Here is a 17,513-nt window from a genome sequence, read left to right on the forward strand (position 1 = left end):
GCGACCGGATCGTGGGTCACCATCACGCAGGTCCGGCCGTCCCGGTCCACACCGGGGCCCCCGCCGCCCCCGCGCCCGGCGGCCAGGGCATGGTGCAGGGCGCCGCCCAGGTCCGGAACATGTGGCCGGACATCCTGGAGGCGGTGAAGAACCGCCGCCGGTTCACCTGGATCCTGCTCAGCCAGAACGCCCAGGTCACCGGCTTCGACGGAACCACCCTCCAGATCGGCTTCCTCAACGCGGGCGCCCGCGACAACTTCGCGAGCAGCGGCAGCGAGGAAGTGCTGAAGCAGGCGCTCTCCGAGCACTTCAACGCCCAGTGGCGGGTCGAAGCCGTCGTCGATGCCTCCGGTGGCGCGGGAATGCCCCCGGAGACCGGTGGCGGACGCCCGCAGGCCCCCGCGTACCAGCCCGCGCCCGCCGCCCCACAGTCGTACGAGTCCCGGCCGGCCCCGGCGCAGCAGCAGCCCCCGCAGCCCCACTCCGCACCGTCCGCACCGGCCCACCAGCCCCCGCAGTCGCAGCCGCCCCAGCGCGGCCAGGGCCAGGGCCCCGGCCAGGGGCCGGGCGCGGAGCACGCCTCCTTCGGTTCGGAACCGCCGCGCTCGGTGGCCCCGGAGGACGACACCCCGGAGGCCGACGACCCGGACCTCGTCGACTCGGCGCTCTCCGGGCACGACCTGATCGTCCGCGAGCTGGGTGCCACGGTCGTGGAGGAATTCACCAACGAGCAGTGACGAGGCCGGTGACGCCTCCCCGCTGTCCACGGCCGGGCGGCCATCACGGCGGTCCACAGCCGGGCGGCCGTCACGGCGGTCCACAGCCGGGCGGCCGTCACGGCGGTCCACGGACCGGCGGACAGGGAGGCTGTCCACGGACCGGCGGACATCACGGCTGTCCACGGACCGGCGGCCGTCAAGACCCCCGGCACCCGGCGGTTAGGCTGCACACGTGAAGGTCCTCGTCATCGGCGGCGGCGCCCGCGAACACGCCCTGTGCCGCTCTCTGTCCCTCGACCCCGACGTCACCGCTCTGTACTGCGCCCCCGGCAACGCCGGTATCGCAGAGGTGGCCGAACTGCTCCCGGTCGATCCGCTCGACGGCGACGCCGTCGCGCGCCTCGCCACCGACCTGGGCGCCGAGCTGGTGGTCGTCGGCCCGGAGGCGCCCCTTGTCGCCGGGGTCGCCGACTTCGTGCGCGCGGCCGGCATCCCGTGCTTCGGTCCCTCCGGCGAGGCTGCCCAGCTGGAGGGGTCCAAGGCGTTCGCCAAGGACGTCATGGCCGGAGCGGGCGTTCCGACCGCCCGCAGCTACGTCTGCACCACCCCCGCCGAGATCGATACGGCCCTCGACGCCTTCGGCGCCCCGTACGTCGTCAAGGACGACGGTCTCGCGGCGGGCAAGGGCGTCGTCGTCACCGACGACATCGAGGCGGCCCGCGCCCACGCGCTGGCCTGCGACCGCGTGGTCATCGAGGAGTTCCTCGACGGCCCCGAGGTGAGCCTCTTCGCGATCACCGACGGCATCACCGTGCTGCCGCTCCAGCCCGCCCAGGACTTCAAGCGGGCCCTGGACGGCGACGAGGGTCCGAACACCGGCGGCATGGGCGCGTACTCCCCGCTCCCGTGGGCCGACCCCAAGCTGGTCGACGAGGTCATGGAGACCGTTCTCCAGCCGACGGTCGACGAGCTGCGCCGCCGCGGTACGCCCTTCTCCGGGCTGCTCTACGCGGGCCTCGCGATCACCTCGCGCGGTGTACGGGTCATCGAGTTCAACGCCCGCTTCGGCGACCCCGAGACCCAGGTGGTCCTGGCCCGTCTGAAGACCCCGCTGGCCGGTGTCCTGCTCGGCTCCGCCAACGGCACGCTCGACCTTCTCCCCCCGCTGACCTGGCGCGAGGACGCGGCGGTCACCGTGGTCATCGCCTCGCACAACTACCCGGGCACCCCGCGTACCGGCGACCCGATCGAGGGGCTCGCGGACGTCGAGGCGCAGGATGCCCCGCACGCGTACGTCCTGCATGCCGGGACCCGTACCGAGGGGGACGCGATCGTGACCGCGGGCGGCCGGGTGCTCTCCGTGACGGCGACCGGCAAGGACCTCACGCAGGCCCGTGAGCGTGCCTACACCGCGCTGGGCCGGATCCGGCTGGATGGCTCCCAGCACCGTACGGACATTGCCAGGCAGGCCGCGGAGGTCTGACCGCCGTCGCGGAGGTCCGATCGCCGTCGCGGAGGACCGAGTGGCCGCCGCCGAGGTCTGACCGTCGCTGCGGCGACCGGACTGCCGGGGCTTTCCGCCCGGTATCTCCGTGGGTTGCGCGCCCCATGTGCGCCGGTGCGTGAGGCGCTTTTGAGCCGCACGTACCGGTGGTACTGCCCTATCAGCGCCGACACGTCAGCAGCTTTACCCAAAGCCATTCCATCGAGTGACGACTAGGCCATCCGGATGACGTCCGCCGAGCCCCCAACTAGGGTGCGGCGCAAGCGTTCCGGCACTTGGCCCACCGGCATTGCGATGTCAGTGACGGGTGCCACAGTGGGGGAGTGAGCAACAGCGTCGCGGGGGCAGAGGGGGTGACTTCCAGCCGTGTCCGGTACCGACGTAGGTGAGGAGCTGGGGGCGCGGGCCGCGCGGGCCCGAGCGCTCGCGCTGCTGCGTATCCGCAGCAGGGCACTCGCCGTGGCTATCCTGCCGGCGGCCGTGGCCGTCGTGCTGTTCGCCGCGGCCGCGCAGGGCCATATCGGCGGCGCCGGCTGGGACGCCGTGCGCTGGTCGATGGCCTGCGTGGCGGTCCTGGTGCTGCTGGTCACCGCCGGTGTCGCGGGGGCCGTCGCCCGCGCGCGGCCCGCGATCAGCCCGACCGTCGCCGTGACGGAGGAAGCCGCCCCCGATCTCTACCGGCTGGTCCGGGACCTGGCGGAGCGGCTCGATGTCCCGGCGCCGTCGGCCATAGCGCTGACCCCGGACTGCGACAGCTGGCTGGAGGACCGTACGCATCCCGCCGCCCAGCCGAAGCAGCGGGCCGGACCACGAGCGGTGGCCCAGGACTTCGCGGCCGAGCGCCGCCGCCGCAGCGTGCCGGCCGCCCCTGTCCTGGTGATCGGCTCGCCCTTCCTGTGGTGGATGCGGATCGCCGAGCTGCGCGCGGTGCTCGCCCCCGTCGTCGCGGGCACGGCGCCGTCCGCGCACCCCGACATAGCCGCGGCACGCCGGTTCGTGCGCGGGCTCGACGCGGCGGTCGCGGACGCCTCCGCGGCCGGAGCCGGGCCGGTACGCAGGCTCCCGCTCGCCTTCGTCGGCTGGATCTCCCGGCTGCTGCTGCGCAGTTGCCGCAGCCACGCCGCCGAGATGGAGCGGTGCGTCGCCGCTTCCGCCTCCATGCGCGCACAGGGTGTGGATTACGGGCTCCGCATCGTCGCCCAGGAACAGGTCGGTCTCGCCTACGCGGGCTGGGACCGGCTGCTGACCCGGGTCGCGCTGCCCGCCTGGCGGATGGGGCGCTGGCCCTCGCGGCTGGACGCGGGCGTCGTCTCCGCGCTCACGGAGCTCTCCCGGCGCGACCGGCTGGCCGAGGGGTTCGCCTCCCGGCTCGGCGAGCGGCCCGCCTGCGATCTCCTGGAAGAACCCGGTACGGCCGACGAGGCGGCCTCGCTGCTGGCCGCCCGGCTCTTCCACGGCGGTCCCGCCGAGAGCGGCCCCGACTGGGCGCCGGTCGACTGGCAGCAGTATCCCGAGGAGGTCGTCGACCGTAAGTGGCGTTCGGAGGCCGCCCGGCTGCACCGGGTGCTCGACGCCCTGGGCGTACCTCCGGTGTCCGCGGCCGAGCCCGGCGGCCCCACCCTGGCCCGGGTCATGGAACACCTCGCGGGACCGAGCGGTACGGGCGAGGAGCTGGCGGCCGGGATCAGTGCCGAGGTCGCCCGCGAGGAGGCCACGGCCCCGCCGGCCGGGGGTGGTGCGTCGGCGCCGCGTACATCGGGCGGCGCGGGACCGGACCCCCTCGACCTCTGGGGCCCCGATCCGCTTCCGCTCTTCCCGCTCCAGCCGCCGCGTACGGGCACGGAGTTGCTCGCCGACCATGTGGCGGCGATGGTCTGCTGTGCGGCCGTGGACACGGCAGGGGCGGCCCCCGGCCTGGACTGGCTGGACGGACCCGCGCTGCTGGTCGACGGCGAGCGCCGGGCGGACCTGGGCACTCCCGTCCTCAGCCTCGTGGAGGACGGCGACGCGGGGCCCCTGCGGAGCTGGCTCACCGATCTGGGTGTGCGCTCGGACAAGCCGGTACGCCTGGTCTGAGCAACGGGCCGCTCCCCGGCCGTGAGGGGCCGTACGCGGGCGGCCCCAGGCGGCAACGAGCAACAACGGCCCCCAGGCGGCAACGAGCGGCAACGGGCGGCCCCAGGCATCACCAAGCAGCAACGGGCAGTATGCGGACCGCTCCCGGCCGCAAGCTGTCCGCACGTGCCGCTCCCGGCCGCGACGGTTCACAACGTGCCGCTCCCGGCCGCAAGCTGCCCGCACGCGCCGCTCCCGGCCGCGACGGTTCACAACGTGCCGCTCCCGGCCGCAAACTGACCGCACGCGCCGCTCTGTTGGCCCCGAATCGTACGCGCGGCTTCTGCCCCTGCCGTCCCTCGCGCCCCCTGCTGTCCCTCACGCCCCCTTGCGGTTCCTCACGCCCCCCTCGTGCCGACCGGCCTTGAACGCCCGCCCCCGTGACCTGCCCAGATCCCACCTCGGCCCCACCTCGGCCCTGCCTCGGTCCTGTTGACGACCCGCTCCGACCTGCCCCGACTTGCCCTCGTCCTGACTCCGGCCGAAACTTGCCCATCCGGCCCGCTCGACTCGCCCCAACTCGCCCCGGATGCCCGCCGGTAGCCGCCCCGGTCCGTGGCGGGCGCCGGAGTGTGCGCCTCCCGGACCGGTCCGGCACCCACCTTCTTCGCGGCTCGGTACGGATCGGTCCCAGCCCCCAATAACCGGAAGGGCAGGTTCCGTTCACGTCAATTCGCGACGAACGGTGACGGATCGCATGCGTTATGTGATGTGCTGGGGCCCAGTGCTGACATCCAGCCACAAGATTGGCGCACCAACGATGTCCGGGGACTGAGGGAGGGGAGCGGTATGGGGGCGGAGCAGATTCGCCGGGCGGAACACATCCGCCGATGGGAATCGGGTGCCCTCGCGCATGCCGTGAGCGATCCTTTCGGCCAAGGGCCGCTGCCCTGGCTGCGCGGCAGCGAGAATTATTTCGACGACACCGGTCAGGTCGTTCCCTGGTACGCGGACCCGGATCTGGGCCGTGGCGGCGCCGGCGGTGGCACTCGTACGGCTGATGATGTGCACCGGCAGATCAAGGGCTTCGTCTCGCCCAGCGCCGCCGCCCCGGGCGAGGCCATCGACTTCCACATCACCGTGGACCCGCCCCAGCAGTTCTCCGTCGACATCTATCGGATCGGCCACTACGCGGGCGACGGCGCCGCCAAGATCACCACGAGTCCCCGGCTCTCAGGCATCGTCCAGCCCGCCCCGCTGGCCGCCGACCGCACGGTCTCCTGCCACCACTGGTGGATGTCGTGGCGGTTGCAGATCCCCGGCTACTGGTCGGTCGGCGCGTACGTCGCCGTCCTGACCACCGTCGACGGCTACCGGTCCCACATCCCTTTCACGGTCCGCGACGACCACCCCGCCGATCTGCTGCTCCTGCTGCCCGACATCACCTGGCAGGCGTACAACCTCTACCCCGAGGACGGCCGTACCGGCGCCAGCCTCTACCACGCCTGGGACGAGCAGGGGCGGCTGCTCGGCGAGCAGGACGCCGCCGCCACGATCTCCTTCGACCGCCCCTTCGCGGGCGCCGGTCTGCCGCTCCACGTGGGGCACGCCTACGACTTCATCCGCTGGGCCGAGCGGTACGGCTACGACCTCGCCTACGCGGACGCCCGCGACCTGCACGCGGGCCGCGTCGATCCCAGCCGCTACCGGGGCCTGATCTTCCCCGGCCACGACGAGTACTGGTCCCTGCCCATGCGGCGCACCACCGAGCTCGCCCGGGACACCGGCACCTCGCTCGTCTTCCTCTCGGCCAACACCATGTACTGGCAGGTCGGCCTCGCCCCGTCCGCCTCCGGGGTCCCCGACCGCCTGCTCACCTGCCGAAAACGCCGGGGGCCGGGAAAACCGACGCTGTGGCGCGAGGTAGACCGGCCGGAGCAGCAGCTTCTCGGCATCCAGTACGCGGGCCGGGTCCCCGAACCCCGCCCCCTGGTCGTGCGGAACGCGGAGCACTGGCTCTGGGACGCCACGGGTGCCGCCGAGGGCGACGAGCTGGACGGTCTGGTGGCGGGCGAGGCCGACCGCTACTTCCCGCGCACCTCGCTGCCCGAGCACGACAACCGCATCCTGCTCGCCCACTCCCCGTACCAGGACTCCGAGGGGGCCACCCGCCACCAGGAGACCTCCCTCTACCGGGCCCCGTCCGGCGCTCTGGTCTTCGCCTCCGGCACCTTCGCCTGGTCCCCGGCGCTGGACCGCCCCGGCCATGTGGACGCGCGGATCCAGCGCGCCACGGCCAATCTCCTCGACCGGATCTGCAAACGCGACTGACCCGTCGGCTCGTACGCCGTGGGACCGGCTCGTACGCCGTGGGACCGGGCCTGTGCGCCGCGAGACCAGCTCGTGCGCCGTGAGACGGCCGTGCGCCCTGAGACCGGCCCGTACGGCCCTGTACGGGGTCCGGCTCGCGCGGTCGGCCGGAGGACGTACCAGGTTGACGCGTTCCCCGGCCCGCGTCGGCCCGTACCGGCCCGCGATGGCTTCCCGGACGCACCGGGCGGCCCCGCTCCCCGGTCCGGCGCCGGGATACGGGACAATCGGAACCGCTCCTGGATCAACCTACGCGGAGGCAGCGTGTCCGGTTTCGTAGAAAAGCCCGAGCCCGTGCAGGTCCCGGGCCTCACCCACCTGCACACCGGCAAGGTGCGTGACCTGTACCGGAACGAGGCGGGCGACCTCGTCATGGTCGCCAGCGACCGTATGTCCGCGTACGACTGGGTCCTGCCCACCGAGATCCCCGACAAGGGCCGCGTCCTCACCCGGCTCTCGCTGTGGTGGTTCGACCAGCTCGCCGACCTGGTGCCCAACCATGTGCTCTCCACCGAGCTGCCGGCCGGCGCTCCGGCGGACTGGGCGGGCCGCACGCTGGTCTGCAAGTCGCTGCGGATGGTCCAGGTCGAGTGTGTGGCCCGCGGCTATCTGACCGGCTCGGGACTCGTCGAGTACAACCGCTCCCGTACGGTCTGCGGCATCGGCCTTCCCGAGGGGCTCCTCGACGGCTCCGAGCTGCCCGGCCCGATCTTCACGCCCGCCACCAAGGCGGCCGTCGGCGACCACGACGAGAACGTGAGCTACGAGGAGGTCGCCCGGGAGGTCGGTGTCGAGACGGCGGCCCTGCTGCGGCAGACCACCCTGGACGTCTACCGCAGGGCCCGGGACGTCGCGCACGAGCGGGGGATCATCCTCGCCGACACGAAGTTCGAGTTCGGCTTCGAGCCCACGGCGGACGGCGGCGAGCGGCTGATCATCGCGGACGAGGTGCTGACCCCCGACTCCTCCCGCTTCTGGCCCACCGCGGGCTGGGAGCCGGGCCGCGCGCAGCCCTCGTACGACAAGCAGTTCGTCCGGGACTGGCTGACCTCGCCGGCCTCCGGCTGGGACCGGGCGAGCGAGCAGCCGCCCCCGGCGCTGCCGCAGGAGATCGTCGACGCGACCCGCGCCAAGTACATCGAGGCGTACGAACTGCTGACCGGCAGCAACTGGTAGCCGCTGGTCCGCGTACGACAGACAACGAGAAGGCCCCGGTCCTGAGGACCGGGGCCTTCTTCCGTGGAGCGAACGACGAGGTTCGAACTCGCGACCTCAACCTTGGCAAGGTTGCGCTCTACCAGCTGAGCTACGTTCGCATGCGCCGAAGCGCGATGCCTACTATACCCATCCTCGCTCCCGTGCGAGACGCACTGCCGTATGACGGTTCTCCGCACCGATCTTCGAGGCGGCGGAGGACAGGTAGTTCCGCACGGTTCCCTGCGACAGCGAAGCCCGTTCCGCGATCTCCGCGACCGGCGCCCCGTCGGCCGCGAGCTCCAGCACCTCGGCCTCCCTGGCGGTCAGCGGAGAGTCCCCGGCGGCAATGGCGTCGGCGGCCAACTCCGGGTCCACGTAACGGTTTCCGGTGTGCACGCTGCGAATGATCTCGGCGAGTCTGCGGGCGCTCACCGTCTTCGGCACGAAGCCCCGCACGCCCGCCGCGAGGGCCCGCTTGAGATGTCCGGGGCGGCCGTGGCTCGTCACGATCATGGTCCGGCAGCCGGGCAGTGCGGACCGCAGGGATGTGGCGACATTCACACCGTCCGCCCCCGGCATCTCCAGGTCGAGGACCGCGACATCGGGCCGGTGGGCCATCGCCATGGCGATGGCCTCGGGGCCGGTCGCCGCCTCCGCGACCACGACGAGATCGTCCTCCAGGGCGAGGAGAGCCGCCAGCGCGCCCCGGATCAGATGTTCGTCGTCGGCGAGCAGCACCCGTACGGGCGGCGCGGTTGTCATCGTTCCTCCATGAAGGGTTCCCGCGGCGATGACCCGGGACGGCATCCGGGTCCGGGTCCGGGACGGGCTCCGGGTCCGGGTCCGGGACGGGATCCGGGTCCGGGACGGGATCCGGGTCCGGGTCCGGGACGGGATCCGGGTCCGGGTCCGGGACGGGATCCGGGTCCGGGTCCGGGACGGGATCCTGGACCGGGTCCGGATCCGGCGTCGGCCTCCGCCCCGGCGGCCCGGGACGCGGGACCATCCCCGGATCGCGCCCCGGATACCGCTCCCGCCCCCGCTCCCGCGTCCGATTCCGATTCCGGCACCGTCGCGGTCAGCCGGAAGAGGCCGGCTCCCGCCGGTCCCGCCTCCAGCGATCCGCCGAGCGCCGCGAGCCGTTCCCGCAGCCCGGCGAGGCCCGAGCCGCCGCCCGGAGTCCCCGAGCCGCCGCCCGGGGTCCCGGAGACGGCGCCAGGCACTCCGTTCCCCGGCACTCCGTTCCCCGGCACTCCGTTCCCCGTCACGGCCATTCCGTCGTTCTCCACGACCAGGACGGCGGCGCCCCGGGCCGTCGTGAGCCGGATCGCGCACCGCTGCGGGTCGCCGTGCCGCAGCACATTGGTCGCGGCCTCCCGGACGACCCAGCCGAGCGCCGACTGCACCCGCGGGGCGAGCAGGCCGCCGCTCCGGTCGTCGATGTCGCAGACGATTCCGGCAGCCCGCAACACACCCTGCGCGCCCAGCAGTTCCGTGCTCAGGTCCGCCTCGCGGTAGCCGCGTACGACATCGCGCACCTCCTGCTGGGAGGTGCGCGCGATCCGCTGCACCTCGACCATCTGATCCATGGCCGCCGCATGGCCGCGCTGGGCCAGTTCCACCGCCAGTTCGCTCTTCAGCGCGATCACCGCCAGATTCCGGCCCAGCACGTCGTGCATGTCGCGGCCGAACCGCAGCCGCTCCTCGGCGACGGCGAGCCGGGTCTCCATGTCCTGGGCGTCCCGGAGCTTCGTCATCACCCCCAACGACCACGCGGACACGCGTGTGGTGAACGCGACCAGCCCGCTGCCGAAGACCGACGAGACGAGGATGCTCACCACGAACGCTCCATCCGCGCCGGCCAGCGCGGCGCCGCCGCTCAGCGCCGCGGCCACCACGGTCTGGAAGACGAGTGACACCCACAGCGGTACGAGGAGGACGAGCGGGGTGGCGAACGGCACCACCGAGGCGATGAGGGCCAGTTGCAGCTCGGGGAACTGTTCCACCCCGGTGTACCGGCCGAGGGCCAGCAGCCCGGTGGCGTTCGCGAGGGACAGGACGAATCCGAGGCCGACGAGCGGCCGGTCGACGGCGCTCCGGCCCAGGTACTGGTCGACCGCGCGGGCGGTCAGCCGGGTCCCGCAGAACCCTTGGGCGAGCGCCGTCAGCAGCGTCCCGAGGATCAGTACGACGGGTGCGTCGGAGGCCCGCACCGGGCGGGTCACCATCAGCAGGGACTGGGAGACGACCGTCAGCCACACCAGCGAGTACAGCGTGCCGCGCGTGTAGAGATCGATCTTGTCGAAGCCGCTGCGGCTCTGCCAGCCCCGCATCTTCGTCCTCAGCCACACGGCACAGCCCTCCCTTTCAGCGACGAGGGTCCCAGCGGAACCACCGCTTCACAGCAAACACCGCGAACACGGTCCAGGCCAGCGCCGTCATCGCCGCCCTGAGCAGGTCACCGTCCTCGGCCCCGCCGAGCCAGCCGGCCCGTACGAGGGTCATCACCCCGGTCAGCGGCAGCAGCTCGCACAGCGAGGCGACCCGGTCCGGGAGGACGTCCAGCGGGATGAAGACGCCGGAGCCCAGCATCGAGGCGAAGAACAGCGGCAGCGTGGTGAGCTGCGAGGTCTGCACCGTACGGGTCAGAGTCGCGGTGGCCGCCGCCAGCGCGGACAGCATGACGGACCCCACGAGGAGCCCGGCGACGAGCAGGTCCGGCCGCCCCGGTGACCCGAGGTCGAAGGCGAGCGTGCCGATCACGACGATCAGTACGCACTGGACGAGGGTCAGGAGCACGGCCGGCAGGGCGGTCCCGGTCAGGATCTCCGGGTCGGAGACCTCGCCCGTGCGCAGCCGCTTCAGGACGAGTTCCTCGCGCCGGGCCACGTACGCGGAGACGAGGTTCATGTAGATGACCTGGAGCAGCACCATGCCGATGCCGCCGGTCAGCGCCGCCCCGGCGACCGTCAGCCCGGTGCCGCCGAGGTCGATCCGGTCGAGCGAGGACTTGATCGCGAAGATCATCAGGAGCGGCATGAGCAGCGCGATGAAGACGGCCGTCCGGTTGCGCGCGAGAAGGGTCAGTTCCGCCCGTCCGAGCGCGCTCAGGCGCCCCGCGGCGGTGGAGGACGCGGTCATGCCGTCACCTTGCCCTTCGCCGCGTGCGCGCCGGCCGGCCGGGTGTCCGCGGGGTGCGGGGCCTGGGCGTGCTGGGTCTTCGCGATGTCGAGGAAGGCCTCTTCGAGCGACCCGGAACGGGCATCGAGCCCGATCAGCCGGACCCCCGACTCCCGTGCCCAGTGCAGGAGTTCGTGCAGGGACTCCTGGAGCGCCGGGGTACGGATCTCGACCCGCCGGCCGTCGGCCGCCGCCCGCAGCGGGAGCGGGAGCCGTGCGGCCGGTACGTCGTCGGGCAGCTCGAACCGGATGCGGGCCGGCTGCCGGGCCGTGACCTCGGCGGTCGTCCCCGAGGTCACGATCCGCCCCCGGTGCATGATCGCCAGCCGGTCGGCGAGCGCCTCGGCCTCCTCCAGGTGGTGTGTGGTCAGCAGCACGGTCGTGCCGTTGTCGCGCAGCCCCCGGACCAGATCCCAGGTGTCGCGCCGCCCCTCGGCGTCGAGCCCGGTCGTCGGCTCGTCCAGGAAGAGCACCTCGGGCCGGGAGGTCAGGGCCAGCGCCAGATCGAGGCGGCGCCGCTCGCCGCCGGACAGCTGCTTGACCCGTACGTCTGTCCGCCCGGACAGACCCACGAGCTCCAGGACCTCGGCCCCGGGCCGCGCGCCGCTGGTGCAGGCCGACCACATCCGTACGGTCTCGGCGACCGTCAGATCGGACGGGAAGCCGCCCTCCTGGAGCATCACCCCGGTCCGCGGGCGGACGGCGGCACGTTCGCGGTACGGGTCGTGGCCGAGCACCCGTACGGTGCCGCTGTCCGGGCCGGCCAGGCCCTCCAGCAGCTCGACGGTGGAGGTCTTGCCCGCACCGTTCGTCCCGAGCAGGGCGAACAGCTCGCCGCGGGCCACCGAGAAGGAGATCCCGGACACGGCCTCGAAGCCGCCCGCGTAGCTGCGCCGGACGTCGATCGCCTCGATCACGGCGTCCTGCGCCTGGGCCGTTCCTTGTCCCCGTGCCTGCCCCCGCGCCTGTCCCTGTCCCTGTACACGGCCACGGCTGCGTTCGCTGTGAGTGTCGTCGCTGGTCATGACTTCAGACTCTCGCCGGATCGGGACCGGGAGCAGTGCGCGCTGTCATCACTGCTCATGACAAACGTCATGGGTGCCGGACCGGACGGAGAACGGAAAAACGGGAGCAGGTAGAGGGGATCGGGGATCGATTCGCGGGGATCCGAGATACGACAAAGGCCCCGATCGGTGTCGATCGGGGCCTTTGATCAAGAGCGGACGACCAGGTTCGAACTGGCGACCTCAACCTTGGCAAGGTTGCGCTCTACCAACTGAGCTACGTCCGCATTGCTGCCACTCGGCTTTCACCGGTGGAGCGCTCACCACTCTACCCGATCCGGCGAACCGGTCGAACAAGGTGATGCAGAGCGGGTGACAGGAATTGCACACTGCGCCTTCCCCCTGGAAGGGGGATGTTCTACTACTGAACTACACCCGCACGCTGCGTGGGATTCGGCTTTTCGGCCTTGCCCCTCGGCGTGCTCCAGACTCTAGCCGACCTGCAGGGGTGTCGCGCAAGTCGGCTTCCGGCGGGTGTCGCGGGAAGGGGTCGGAGCGGACGTCCGGGGAGGGGCCGGAGCGGGCGCCGGGACGGGCTCCGGAGGGGGATGCGCGGGGGTTCTCCCCCGGGTGTCCGCCAACTGACGGTCCGACGGGCATCTCCCGGCATCGGCCCGGCGCCTCCTCGCGTGTCACCTCGTACGTCTCCTCGGCCCCCCCCGCCCGCCGCCGCTCCGGACCGGGCCCACGGTCGGCTGCGGCGGCTCCCGGCGGCCCGCCGGTGCGTTCACCGGCGCGGCCCCGCCGTCGCCCCGCCGGTGCGTTCACCGGCAGGGACGGTCCGGCGGGGCGGTACGTCGCCCTGCCCCGGGCTCACGCGATGTCCTGCCCCGGGCTCACGCGACGCCGTGCCCCGGGCTCAACTGGCGGCGTGGAACGCCTCGTAGACCTTCTTGGGGATCCGGCCGCGGGCCGGCACCTCCATCCGGTGCGAGCGGGCCCAGGCGCGGACGGCCGCCGGGTCGGGGGCGAGTGCCGTGTGGTGGTACGACGTCGGCTTCCTGCCGCTCTTGCCGGCATGCGTCTGCTTGCGGCCGGCCGCCACGTACGGCGCGAGGGTCTTGCGCAGTTTCTTTGCGTTGACGGTATTCAGGTCGATCTCGTACGACTTCCCGTCCAGGGCGAAGCTGACCGTTTCCGCCGCTGTTCCCCCGTCGATGTCGTCGGAGAGCGTAACCACTACGCGCTGAGCCACGGATATCGGTCCTTTCCTACGGCAACCTCGCGACTGGTATGCGCGGATGCCGGCCTTCCGGCTGTTAGGCGGATGTGGATACGGATGTGGATCGACTGATGTCGACTCTTCCGGTGTTCCAGTGTTCCCGGGCAATGTTGTTTTCCCCGGTAATCATTTGTACAGCGGTTGGTGCCGCATTGTGAAGCCCTGCCAATTGCATCCGCGTGTCAGTGTGCAATCCGGACGTGATTTTTCCCAGGACTTTCCCCGGACGTTGTCCTCGCCGATATCTCCGCGTGATCTGCGTCGCATGATATCTACCCGCGTAGAATTTTCGGCCAGGTACGCTGAGGGGACCCGCGGGGGTCTGGGGAACCCCCCGGAGAAACAGCCGCACCACACCACCGGGAGTGCCAGTGGCACGCGTCGTAGTCGACGTCATGCTCAAGCCGGAGATCCTCGACCCGCAGGGACAGGCGGTGCAGCGCGCACTGCCCCGTCTCGGCTTCGAGGGAATCGCGGACGTTCGTCAGGGAAAGCGTTTCGAGCTGGAGGTCGAGGGGCCGGTCGACGAGGCCGCTCTGGCCCGTATTCACGAGATGGCCGAGACCTTCCTCGCCAACACCGTCATCGAGGACTTCGTCGTGAAGGTCGAGGAGTCCAAGTGACCGCTCGCATCGGCGTCGTCACCTTTCCCGGCACGCTCGACGACCAGGACGCCCTGCGGGCGGTACGGCTCGCGGGCGCGGAGCCCGTATCGCTGTGGCACCGCGACAAGGACCTCCACCAGGTCGACGCGGTGGTCCTGGCCGGCGGTTTCTCCTACGGGGACTACCTGCGCGCCGGAGCCATCTCCCGCTTCTCGCCGGTGATGGAGCCGATCATCGAGCAGGCACGGGCGGGGATGCCGGTCCTCGGCATCTGCAACGGTTTCCAGGTCCTGACCGAGGCGCACCTGCTGCCCGGCGCGATGCTGCGCAACAACCACCTCCACTTCATCTGCCGCGATCAGAAGCTGCGGGTGGAGAACGCGGAGACCGCCTGGACCTCGGACTACACCGCGGGCCAGGAGATCTCCGTACCGCTGAAGAACATGGACGGCCGGTACACCGCCGACGAGCACACGCTCGACGAGCTGGAGGCCGAGGGCCGCGTCGCCTTCCGTTACCTGGACGGCAACCCCAACGGCTCGCTGCGCGACATCGCGGGCATCACCAACGCCGCGGGCAATGTCGTCGGCCTGATGCCGCACCCGGAGCACGCCGTCGAGCCGCTGATCGGAACCGGTCGCACCGACGGCCTCGGTTTCTTCACCTCGATCATCAAGAAGCTGGTCAACGCATGAGCCTGGATACGGTCAAGCACGCGGCCGAGACCCCGGACACCGAGCAGCCCTGGAAGGAGCTCGGCCTCAAGGAGGACGAGTACGCCCGGATCCGCGAGATCCTGGGCCGCCGTCCCACCGGTGCCGAGCTCGCCATGTACTCCGTGATGTGGTCCGAGCACTGCTCGTACAAGAGCAGCAAGGTCCACCTCAAGCAGTTCGGTGAGAAGGTCCCCGCCAACGACGCCATGCTCGTCGGCATCGGCGAGAACGCCGGTGTGGTCGACGTCGGGCAGGGTTACGCGGTCACCTTCAAGGTCGAGTCGCACAACCACCCCTCGTACATCGAGCCCTACCAGGGCGCGGCCACCGGCGTGGGCGGCATCGTCCGCGACATCCTCGCCATGGGTGCCCGTCCGGTCGCGGTCGTCGACCCGCTGCGCTTCGGCGCGGCCGACCACCCCGACACCAAGCGCGTCCTGCCGGGCGTCGTCGCGGGTATCGGCGGGTACGGCAACTGCCTGGGTCTGCCGAACATCGGCGGCGAGGTCGTCTTCGACGCCTGCTACCAGGGCAACCCGCTCGTCAACGCCGGCTGCATCGGTGTGATGAAGCACGAGGACATCCACCTGGCCAAGGCCTCGGGCCCCGGCAACAAGGTGATCCTCTACGGTGCCCGCACCGGCGGCGACGGCATCGGCGGCGTCTCGGTGCTGGCCTCGGAGACCTTCGAGTCGACCGGCCCGGCCAAGCGTCCGGCCGTCCAGGTCGGTGACCCGTTCCAGGAGAAGCTCCTGATCGAGTGCACCCTGGAGATCTTCAAGGAGAAGCTCGTCGCGGGCATCCAGGACCTCGGCGGTGCCGGTCTGTCCTGCGCCACGAGCGAGCTCGCGAGTGCCGGTTCCGGCGGTATGCGCGTCGAGCTGGACACCGTGCCGCTGCGCGACTCCTCCCTCTCGCCCGAGGAAATCCTCATGAGCGAGTCGCAGGAGCGCATGTGCGCGATCGTCGAGCCGCAGCACGTCGCGCGGTTCATGGAGATCTGCGAGAAGTGGGACGTCATCGCCACCGTCATCGGTGAGGTGACCGAGGGCTCCCAGCTGGAGATCTTCTGGCACGGCGAGCAGATCGTGGACGTTCCGCCGCGGTCCGTCGCCCACGAGGGCCCGACGTACCACCGCCCGTTCGCCCGCCCGTCCTGGCAGGACGCGCTCCAGGCGGACGACGCCGGCAGGCTGGCCCGCCCGGCGAACGGCGCCGAGCTGCGCGAGCAGGTCCTCAGGCTGGTCGCCTCCCCGAACCAGGCCTCCAAGGCGTGGATCACCGACCAGTACGACCGCTTCGTGCAGGGCAACACCGTGCTCGCGATGCCCGAGGACGCGGGCATGGTCCGGATCGACGCGGAGTCGAACCTGGGCGTGGCCATGGCCACCGACGGCAACGGCCGCTACGCGAAGCTCGACCCGTACACGGGTGCGCAGCTCGCGCTGGCGGAGTCGTACCGCAACGTCGCCGCCTCCGGTGCCAAGCCGCTCGCGATCTCGGACTGCCTGAACTTCGGTTCGCCCGAGGACCCGGACGTCATGTGGCAGTTCGCCGAGGCCACCCGCGGTCTCGCGGACGGCTGCCTGGAGCTGGGGACCCCGGTCACCGGCGGCAATGTGTCGCTGTACAACCAGACCGGTGAGACGGCGATCCACCCGACGCCGGTCGTGGCCGTGCTCGGTGTGATCGACGATGTCACGCGGCGTACGCCGGTCGCCTTCGCGGAAGAGGGCCAGCTCCTCTACCTGCTGGGTGACACGCACGAGGAGTTCGGCGGCTCGGCCTGGTCCGAGGTCATCCACCAGCACCTGGGCGGCATGCCGCCCAAGGTGGACCTGGGCCGCGAGAAGCTGCTCGGCGAGATCCTCATCTCGGCCTCCCGCGACGGCATGGTCGACGCGGCGCACGACCTGTCGGACGGCGGTCTGATCCAGGCGGTCACCGAGTCCTGCCTCCGCGGCGGGAAGGGTGCCCGGCTGGTCGTGCCGGACGGTCTGGACGCGTTCACCTTCCTCTTCTCCGAGTCGGCGGGGCGCGCGGTCGTCGCGGTTCCGCGCAGCGAGGAGCTCCGCTTCAACGACATGTGCGGGGCGCGCGGTCTGCCCGTCGCCCGCATCGGTGTCGTGGACGGCGAGGAGATCGAGGTCCAGGGCGAGTTCAGCATTCCGCTGAGCGAGCTGCGTACGGCGCACGAGGAGACCATCCCGGCGCTGCTCGCCTGAGCCGCCCGCCGTCTCTGCCCGAAGCCCCCGCCCGGTCGTCGTCCGGACGGGGGCTTCGGCTTTCCCGTTGTGTGAGATTACGTAATTACGTAAGGTTGAGTCATGGGGCTTGAGGAACGCGTCGCCGAGCTGGAACGGCGGCTCACCGCGCTGGAGGGCGCGGACCGCGAGGCGCCGCGCCTCGGGGACGGTGACTTCTGGGCGCTGGAGGGGCTCAAGGCGCAGCTCACCGATGCCGGCGGCGCGGCCGACAGCGGCGGTGTGCTCTACACCGGGGCGGTCCGGCTGCCGGCCGGCGAGACGTACGAATGGCAGTACGGCGCGCTCACCGGGAGCCTCATGGACGCCGACTGGACCGAGAGCGCCGAGTCGTTCGCCGCTCTCGGCCATCCGGTACGGCTGCGGCTGCTCCGCGAGATCCTCGGCGGCCGGCGCACGGCCGCCGAACTGGCCGCGCTCGACGAGGTCGGTACGACCGGCCAGATCTACCACCATCTGCGCCAGCTGACCGGCGCGGGCTGGCTGCACACGACGGGACGCGGGCGGTACGAGGTGCCGGGCGTGCGGGTGGTGCCGCTGCTGGTGGTGCTGACGGCGTCCCGGCCCTGAGCCGGCCGCGTCCCACGACACCGCACACCTGACCGACTGGGGGAAGA

General features: G+C 71.7%; 13 protein-coding genes, 3 tRNA genes and 1 pseudogene. 9 read left to right on the forward strand and 8 right to left on the reverse strand.

Translation table 11 applies throughout. The features are described 5' to 3' along the window. The 5 genes and pseudogenes from ABT170_RS32310 to ABT170_RS32330 all read left to right on the forward strand — a co-directional run. A pseudogene (locus ABT170_RS32310) lies at window positions 1-737 on the forward strand (DNA polymerase III subunit gamma and tau); the annotation flags it as partial. 214 nt (window positions 738-951) lie between these two features. Continuing rightward, window positions 952-2,202, forward strand: coding sequence for a phosphoribosylamine--glycine ligase (purD, locus tag ABT170_RS32315; RefSeq protein WP_351873347.1), 1,251 nt, complete (start codon window positions 952-954; stop codon window positions 2,200-2,202). A 387-nt stretch (window positions 2,203-2,589) separates the two neighbouring features. Next, entirely contained in the window at window positions 2,590-4,299 is a 1,710-nt protein-coding gene (locus ABT170_RS32320; RefSeq protein ID WP_329944876.1) for a M48 family metalloprotease, read from the forward strand. 828 nt (window positions 4,300-5,127) lie between these two features. Further along, a complete protein-coding gene (locus ABT170_RS32325) occupies window positions 5,128-6,609 on the forward strand; it encodes a N,N-dimethylformamidase beta subunit family domain-containing protein (protein WP_266932438.1) in 1,482 nt (493 codons plus the stop codon). Between the two features lie 303 nt (window positions 6,610-6,912). Beyond that, window positions 6,913-7,824, forward strand: coding sequence for a phosphoribosylaminoimidazolesuccinocarboxamide synthase (locus tag ABT170_RS32330; protein WP_329944878.1), 912 nt, complete (start codon window positions 6,913-6,915; stop codon window positions 7,822-7,824). 64 nt (window positions 7,825-7,888) lie between these two features. On the opposite strand, the gene ABT170_RS32335 is transcribed toward ABT170_RS32330, so the two are convergent. The 8 genes from ABT170_RS32335 to ABT170_RS32370 form a co-directional block, all read right to left on the reverse strand. Then, window positions 7,889-7,964, reverse strand: a tRNA-Gly gene (locus tag ABT170_RS32335). A gap of 22 nt (window positions 7,965-7,986) precedes the next feature. Continuing rightward, window positions 7,987-8,607, reverse strand: coding sequence for a response regulator (locus ABT170_RS32340; RefSeq protein ID WP_329944879.1), 621 nt, complete (start codon window positions 8,605-8,607; stop codon window positions 7,987-7,989). Further along, window positions 8,604-10,196: a sensor histidine kinase gene (locus ABT170_RS32345; protein WP_351873350.1), complete on the reverse strand. Its 1,593-nt coding sequence runs from the start codon at window positions 10,194-10,196 to the stop codon at window positions 8,604-8,606. Before ABT170_RS32345 ends, ABT170_RS32340 begins: the two co-directional genes overlap by 4 nt. A gap of 16 nt (window positions 10,197-10,212) precedes the next feature. Beyond that, window positions 10,213-10,986, reverse strand: a complete 774-nt coding sequence (locus ABT170_RS32350; protein WP_351873353.1) for an ABC transporter permease — start codon at window positions 10,984-10,986, stop codon at window positions 10,213-10,215. Beyond that, window positions 10,983-12,050: an ABC transporter ATP-binding protein gene (locus ABT170_RS32355; protein ID WP_351873356.1), complete on the reverse strand. Its 1,068-nt coding sequence runs from the start codon at window positions 12,048-12,050 to the stop codon at window positions 10,983-10,985. The genes ABT170_RS32350 and ABT170_RS32355 overlap by 4 nt, the downstream gene beginning before the upstream one ends. Before the next feature lie 193 nt (window positions 12,051-12,243). Beyond that, window positions 12,244-12,316, reverse strand: a tRNA-Gly gene (locus tag ABT170_RS32360). An 80-nt stretch (window positions 12,317-12,396) separates the two neighbouring features. Next, window positions 12,397-12,468: transfer RNA gene (locus tag ABT170_RS32365), tRNA-Gly, on the reverse strand. A 480-nt stretch (window positions 12,469-12,948) separates the two neighbouring features. Then, window positions 12,949-13,284 (reverse strand): histone-like nucleoid-structuring protein Lsr2, encoded by a 336-nt coding sequence (locus tag ABT170_RS32370; RefSeq protein WP_329944883.1) that lies wholly within the window; start codon window positions 13,282-13,284, stop codon window positions 12,949-12,951. 398 nt (window positions 13,285-13,682) lie between these two features. Here ABT170_RS32370 and purS point away from each other — a divergent pair, with 398 nt between their 5' ends. The 4 genes from purS (at window position 13,683) to ABT170_RS32390 (ending at window position 17,466) form a co-directional block, all read left to right on the forward strand. Continuing rightward, complete coding sequence (gene purS / locus ABT170_RS32375; protein WP_266932431.1) at window positions 13,683-13,934, forward strand: phosphoribosylformylglycinamidine synthase subunit PurS; 252 nt, start codon at window positions 13,683-13,685, stop codon at window positions 13,932-13,934. Next, window positions 13,931-14,611, forward strand: a complete 681-nt coding sequence (gene purQ, locus ABT170_RS32380; protein WP_329944884.1) for a phosphoribosylformylglycinamidine synthase subunit PurQ — start codon at window positions 13,931-13,933, stop codon at window positions 14,609-14,611. Before purS ends, purQ begins: the two co-directional genes overlap by 4 nt. After that, window positions 14,608-16,857: a phosphoribosylformylglycinamidine synthase subunit PurL gene (gene purL, locus ABT170_RS32385; RefSeq protein WP_266932429.1), complete on the forward strand. Its 2,250-nt coding sequence runs from the start codon at window positions 14,608-14,610 to the stop codon at window positions 16,855-16,857. Before purQ ends, purL begins: the two co-directional genes overlap by 4 nt. A 102-nt stretch (window positions 16,858-16,959) precedes the next feature. Continuing rightward, on the forward strand, window positions 16,960-17,466 hold the full coding sequence (locus ABT170_RS32390) for an ArsR/SmtB family transcription factor (protein ID WP_266932428.1): 507 nt from the start codon (window positions 16,960-16,962) through the stop codon (window positions 17,464-17,466). The last annotated feature ends 47 nt before the right edge of the window (window positions 17,467-17,513 follow it).

The sequence above is a fragment of the Streptomyces sp. NPDC001787 genome (assembly GCF_040297465.1).
In the GTDB taxonomy this organism is placed as follows: domain Bacteria; phylum Actinomycetota; class Actinomycetes; order Streptomycetales; family Streptomycetaceae; genus Streptomyces.

What these genes read in the sequence shown, in the direction of transcription:
- ABT170_RS32325 (WP_266932438.1), top strand. Translation starts at nt 5,128, where the DNA reads ATGGGGGCGGAGCAGATTCGCCGGGCGGAACACATCCGCCGATGGGAA.
- ABT170_RS32340 (WP_329944879.1), bottom strand. Translation starts at nt 8,607, where the DNA reads ATGACAACCGCGCCGCCCGTACGGGTGCTGCTCGCCGACGACGAACAT.
- ABT170_RS32350 (WP_351873353.1), bottom strand. Translation starts at nt 10,986, where the DNA reads ATGACCGCGTCCTCCACCGCCGCGGGGCGCCTGAGCGCGCTCGGACGG.
- ABT170_RS32355 (WP_351873356.1), bottom strand. Translation starts at nt 12,050, where the DNA reads ATGACCAGCGACGACACTCACAGCGAACGCAGCCGTGGCCGTGTACAG.
- purL (WP_266932429.1), top strand. Translation starts at nt 14,608, where the DNA reads ATGAGCCTGGATACGGTCAAGCACGCGGCCGAGACCCCGGACACCGAG.
- ABT170_RS32390 (WP_266932428.1), top strand. Translation starts at nt 16,960, where the DNA reads ATGGGGCTTGAGGAACGCGTCGCCGAGCTGGAACGGCGGCTCACCGCG.